This window comes from Zarconia navalis LEGE 11467, assembly GCF_015207075.1.
Taxonomy (GTDB): Bacteria; Cyanobacteriota; Cyanobacteriia; order Cyanobacteriales; family Geitlerinemataceae; genus Zarconia; species Zarconia navalis.
Map to the genome: position 1 here is coordinate 1 of NZ_JADEXN010000415.1, position 5,207 is coordinate 5,207.

A 5,207-nucleotide genomic window follows, 5' to 3' on the forward strand; every position below is an offset into this window, starting at 1 on the left:
GCAGAAGTAGCAAGCTGTCTCCAGGAAGATATGAAACCAGACACGCGACGAACTTCCTGTGTTATATCCTCTCTAGGTTCGACATTTGGCAAATCTTTTGCTGAAGAAACCGAGCCAGCTATGCCGGATTTCGACGCTTCAGATTTTAATCCTACCAAAACCGTTACCGAGAAAGTGGATTTAGCCCAAGCGGTACGGAAGCAGCAATATAGCGTTATTCTGGGCGATCCGGGGGCGGGAAAAACGACGCTGCTGCGGTATTTAGCGCTTCATTTTGCTACGGCGCGACGGGATGAGAAAGAGATGGTTGTTGCCGGAGAAGAAGGGGAGGATTTGGGGCAGACGCGGTTGCCGATATTCTTCCGCATCGCCGACTATGCCGAAAAATTGGCAACTCAGCCAGAGTTGAAGTTGGATGAGTTTTTGCAGCAGTTTTACCGCCAGTGGGAAACTCAGCTTACGGCAACATCCACAGAAATCTCGGCGGAGGAGGTGGCGCAACTCCTGTGCGAAAAGCTCAAATCCGGACAGTGTATCGTCCTCTTGGATGGGTTGGATGAAGTTTTCGATCGATCCAGCCGCAAGCAAATTGTCGATCGGATCGAGGTATTTGTCAGCACTTACGCTGGGAATAAGTTCGTCATCACCAGTCGGATTGCCGGGTATCAAGAGGTAAATCTGAGCGGGCGGTTTAGCCATTTCACCATTATCGAAATGGAGCGGGAACAGGTGGAACAGTTTCTGCGCCGTTGGTGTTTGGCAGTGGAACAGGCGCAACAGCCGGATGCCGCGCCGGAACGCCAGGAACGGAATGCCGAGGCGGAGGTGCAAGGGTTGCTCGATGCCATCGATAGCAATGAGGGGGTGCAGCGCCTGACGGGAAATCCCCTGCTGCTGACAATTTTGGCGCTGATTCACCGCAACGGTTCCCGCTTACCCCATCGCCGGGTGGAACTGTACGCGCTGGCGGTGAAAACCCTGACGGAAGACTGGCAACTGGGAAAGAAGTTACCCGATGGGGAAAAGGTACTGCTCAAGGAAACGGAGGTGGTGGATTTGCTCGCACCCCTGGCGTACTGGATGCATGAGGAGAAGCCGTCGGGATTGGTGAGTCAGGAAGAAGTGGAGGCAAAGCTGGCGAAAAAGTTGGCGGAACTCAACGACGAGGAACCGGATTCGCCATCGGTACGGCAGGCGGTAGAGGCGTTTTTGCGGCGAGTGCGGGAGACGACGGGATTATTCGTGGAACGCGCGCCGGGATTCTACGGATTCATGCACCTGACGTTCGAGGAGTATTTTGCGGCGCGGTATATCGCCGATAACGATTCCGAGGATATGCTGGCGTTGATTCGCCGCCACTGGGAGGAGTCGCGCTGGATGGAACCGATTTTGCTGGCGTTAGGATATTGCAGGATACATATGCCGATGCAATTAAATAAGGTGGTGCAAAAGTTATTTGCGGCGCTGGATGACTACCAACCGGATATCGAACGGGGGGAGATTCAGGTTAAAAATGGCTCGGCAAGCGATCCGGTTTTGGTGTTTCCCGTGGTGGATGAAGCGGGGATTGTCCGTTACGAAGAGTCGGCAACGGTACTGAAGGAGTTGCAATTTGCCGCGCGGGTTTTGGCAGAGGTGGAAGTCTCGGCTAAAGTTCGATCGAAAATTCTCAATAAGTTAGTTTTGACGGCGGTGGGATTTGATGTCTGGCCGGGATTAGAGCTGACAGAAGAATTTGAAGAGGAATATTTTCATACGTTCTTACGATTACTTCGACAAATTGAGCTTTTATACCAGACAGGAGAAACGCTAAATCTACTAAAAAAAGTGCGTGATAATCCCAATATCACTCATAAAGTTAGAACTAAATCAAATATTTCCGGATTTTATATCGCCTGTAAGAAAGCTGACTCTGTTTTAATGTTGTGGATCGAAGAAATTATTGCGAATTTCGAGCCTCTTCTATTTGTTTTTCTTAAAGAGTTAGTTGCGGAGATGGGAAGTGAAATAACTCCGGTGTTAAAAAAAATTAGAAAGCAAGATATAAAAAATAAAAACACCCAATTTTATTTGGATTTAGCCACAGCTATTTCCTGTCTTAGAGAACAGCAATACGATAAGAGTATTCAAATACTAAAAACTCTAGAAAATATATTTGACTCTAAATTTGACATATTTCTTTTTTGGTCATCTGCAATTTGTTATCAAGAAAAAGAAAAATATTCTCAATCTGATTCATACTATAAGAAAGCTTTCTATTGTCTCAGTATTGACCGAAGTCCGATTGCATTTATTTTATGCTTGCAGCAGCGAGGCACTTGCTATCGCTTCCGAGGTCAATATCAACAATCATTACCATTTTTTAAAAAGGCTTTAATTTCTGCCAAGAGTGCTGAATTAAAGAAATATGAGATTCAAATGCTGTGGCAAATCTCAAAAACTTATAAAGATTGGGAAAAATACGATCTTGCAATTAAGTGGGATCGATATTATTTAAAAATAAATCAAAAATTAAATAATAGAGAAAATATTGCAAGTGCGTACAATAATATTGGCTGGAGCTATCAAAAATGGGGAAAATATAAAGAGGCAATTGAACATTATCAAAAAAGTCTCGATTTTTATCAAGAGCTAAATTTGCAGCAAAAAATTTCCAATCAATGGTATTTTCTGGGTAGTTGCTATCGAGATTGGGAAAAGTACCAACAGGCACTCGAATATAGCCTAAAAGCTCTTAAGATTCGCCAGAAGCTTGACGATATATCGAGAATAGCTTTAGCTTACTGGCAAATTGGACGAATTTATCAAGACTGGCGAAAATATGAGAAAGCGTTAGAATTCCAAAAAAAAGATTTAGAGCTTTGCAAGCAACTTGACGATCTCTCCTATATAGCTCGTGCTTATTGGCAACTCGGTTGGATTTATCAAGACTGGGGAAAATATGAAGAGGCGATCGAGCATTACCAATTTAGCCAAAAAATTTACCAACAACTATCTCTAGAGAAAGATGTGGCTAGTTTATGGCTCGTGCAAGCTGTTTGCTATCGAGAATGGGGAAAATATCAGGATGCTCTAGAATGCGAGGGCAAAGATTTTGAAATTCGCCAGCGACTTGAAGATCGATTGGGAATCGCGATTGGCTACTATCAACTCGGTCGAATTTATCAGGGTTGGGGAAAATATGAAGAGGCGATCGAATATTACCAGCAAAGCCGCCAGCGCTATCAACAATTAGATTTAGAAAAAGATGTTGCCAGTTTGTGGTCTTGGTTGGCAAGTTGTTACCGGGATTTAGAAGATTACCCCACAGCGATCGAACATTATCAACAAAGCCGCGATCTACACCAGAAACTTGGACAAAACCAGAATACAGCTCGGCGGTATCGGCAAATAGGTCATAGCCAGCGCTTGCTTGCCAAAAAGACCCCTGACTCCGCTACTGCCCTAGATCTGTTCGCTCAAGCCGAGCAAAATACCCAACAGGCTACCCAACTCAATACTGCCGGAGAGTATACCCGAAACCTTGCCTACGATGCGATCGCCTTAGCTTTGATTGGTGTTGAATTGTTGTGCCATTTGCCTGCGGACAGTTCCCAACGTCCCCAGCGCATCGCCCAATTTGAAGCGAAATACCGCGAGGGTTTCGATCTTCTTGCCAAACTCGGACAAACCGTCAGCCGCGCTGAGAAGGTTTTGAAAATTGCCCGAGCCTACTCAGAAGTGAGTGCCGTGCAAAACCTTGATACCGCCCTTATCCTCGCCCGAGAAGCCCTGAAAACTTTTCAAGGCCTCAATCGCCGCAAGCTGCAAGCTGAGGCTTTTAAACTCCTGGGTGAAATCCACCGACACAGGGGAGAGGAGGAAACGGCGCGATCTTTTTTCACCGACAGCGCTAACCTCTACCAAGAACTGGATTTACCCGCCAAAGTTGCTGAGGTTGAGGAGTTGTCCGCCAACAAAATCTAGTGGTCTGTCCCATGAATTCTGTGGGATTATCGGGTAAGTATTTCACGAGGCAGAACCCACCCCTAGCCCCTCCCAGGAGGGGAACTAGAACCTTGGAGTAGGGCCCCAACTCGATTACCCGCCAGGATTGACGTGGAGTCAAACCCCTTTAAAATAAGTCCTTTTTCCCCCGCAAGCGCCCAAACGTCCGGGCCGGTTCTTGGGTTCCCATCGCCGCTTGCAGACTGGGTTCGTCCCACCGTAAAAAAGGATTCGTTTGTTTCTCAATTCCCAGTAACGACGGAATCGTTGCCTCATTATGGCGGCGTTTTTCCCGCACTTGTTCAAACCGCTGCTGAAGCCCCAGATTCTCCCCATCCACCGTCAGGGCAAATTTGAGATTGTTGAGGGTATACTCGTGAGCGCACCAGACTCGCGTATTGTCCGGAAGTCGCCGCAGCTTGCTCAGGGAGTCTACCATCTGAGCGGGGGTTCCTTCAAACAAGCGACCGCAACCCCCCGCAAAGAGGGTATCGCCACAGAACAATTCTCCCGCCTCTGCGGTCGTTTCCGGCGGGAAATAGTAGGCGATGTGGGCGCGGGTATGTCCGGGAATGAAGAACACTTCCCCCTGACGACGAGCAAATTCAACCCGATTTCCTTCTTGTAAAAAGACGTTTTGTCCGGGAATGCGATCGCTATCTTCAGCCCCACCGTAGATCGTGAGTTTGGGGAAATGTTGCAACAGTTTTCGGTTCCCCCCAACATGATCGTGGTGGTGGTGGGTGTTGAAAATGGCAACCAATTCGGCATCTAAGCGGTGCAATTGCTGCAAAACGGGATCGGCAACGGCGGGATCGACAACGGCGGCTTGACGCTGCTGGGAATCGTAGAGGAGGAAGATATAGTTATCGGAAAGGACGGGGAGTCGAAAAACCTGCACGGGACAATAGACCTCTTGGGAATGTGGCGATAAATGGGCGATCTCGATCGCGTTTCTAGGATGTATTTTATCCCGATTTTCAAACTAGTACTGCGCCACACTCGTTTTGATAAGTAGGGGTAGTGCCCCTGTGCTAGTAGTTTCAACTGAAGGTTTAAATGGCTTTGTCAACACTGCAATATTCGATCGTGCAACCCGGCACGCGCGGGGGTCTCCCCCCAAACCCCCCGCGCTTGGGACGAAACGCCTCCCGGTCACTGAGCCTGTCGAAGTGCCCCCTGCGTACAAGAGGGATATCGTTCGAGCATAAGCTTGATGG

2 protein-coding genes are annotated in these 5,207 nt (G+C 47.8%); one reads left to right on the forward strand and one right to left on the reverse strand.

The features are described 5' to 3' along the window. Positions 1-30: 30 nt before the first annotated feature. The gene (locus tag IQ235_RS18315; protein ID WP_264322853.1) at positions 31-3,966 is read left to right on the forward strand and encodes a tetratricopeptide repeat protein; all 3,936 of its coding nucleotides are present in this window, start codon (positions 31-33) and stop codon (positions 3,964-3,966) included. A gap of 148 nt (positions 3,967-4,114) precedes the next feature. Here the strand turns inward: IQ235_RS18315 and gloB are convergent, their stop codons facing one another. Continuing rightward, a complete protein-coding gene (gloB, locus tag IQ235_RS18320; RefSeq protein ID WP_264322854.1) occupies positions 4,115-4,888 on the reverse strand; it encodes a hydroxyacylglutathione hydrolase in 774 nt (257 codons plus the stop codon). Between the last annotated feature and the right edge of the window lie 319 nt (positions 4,889-5,207).

Bases quoted from the DNA above. Each gene is read 5' to 3' on its own strand.
- IQ235_RS18315 (WP_264322853.1), top strand. From the start codon at position 31: ATGAAACCAGACACGCGACGAACTTCCTGTGTTATATCCTCTCTAGGT.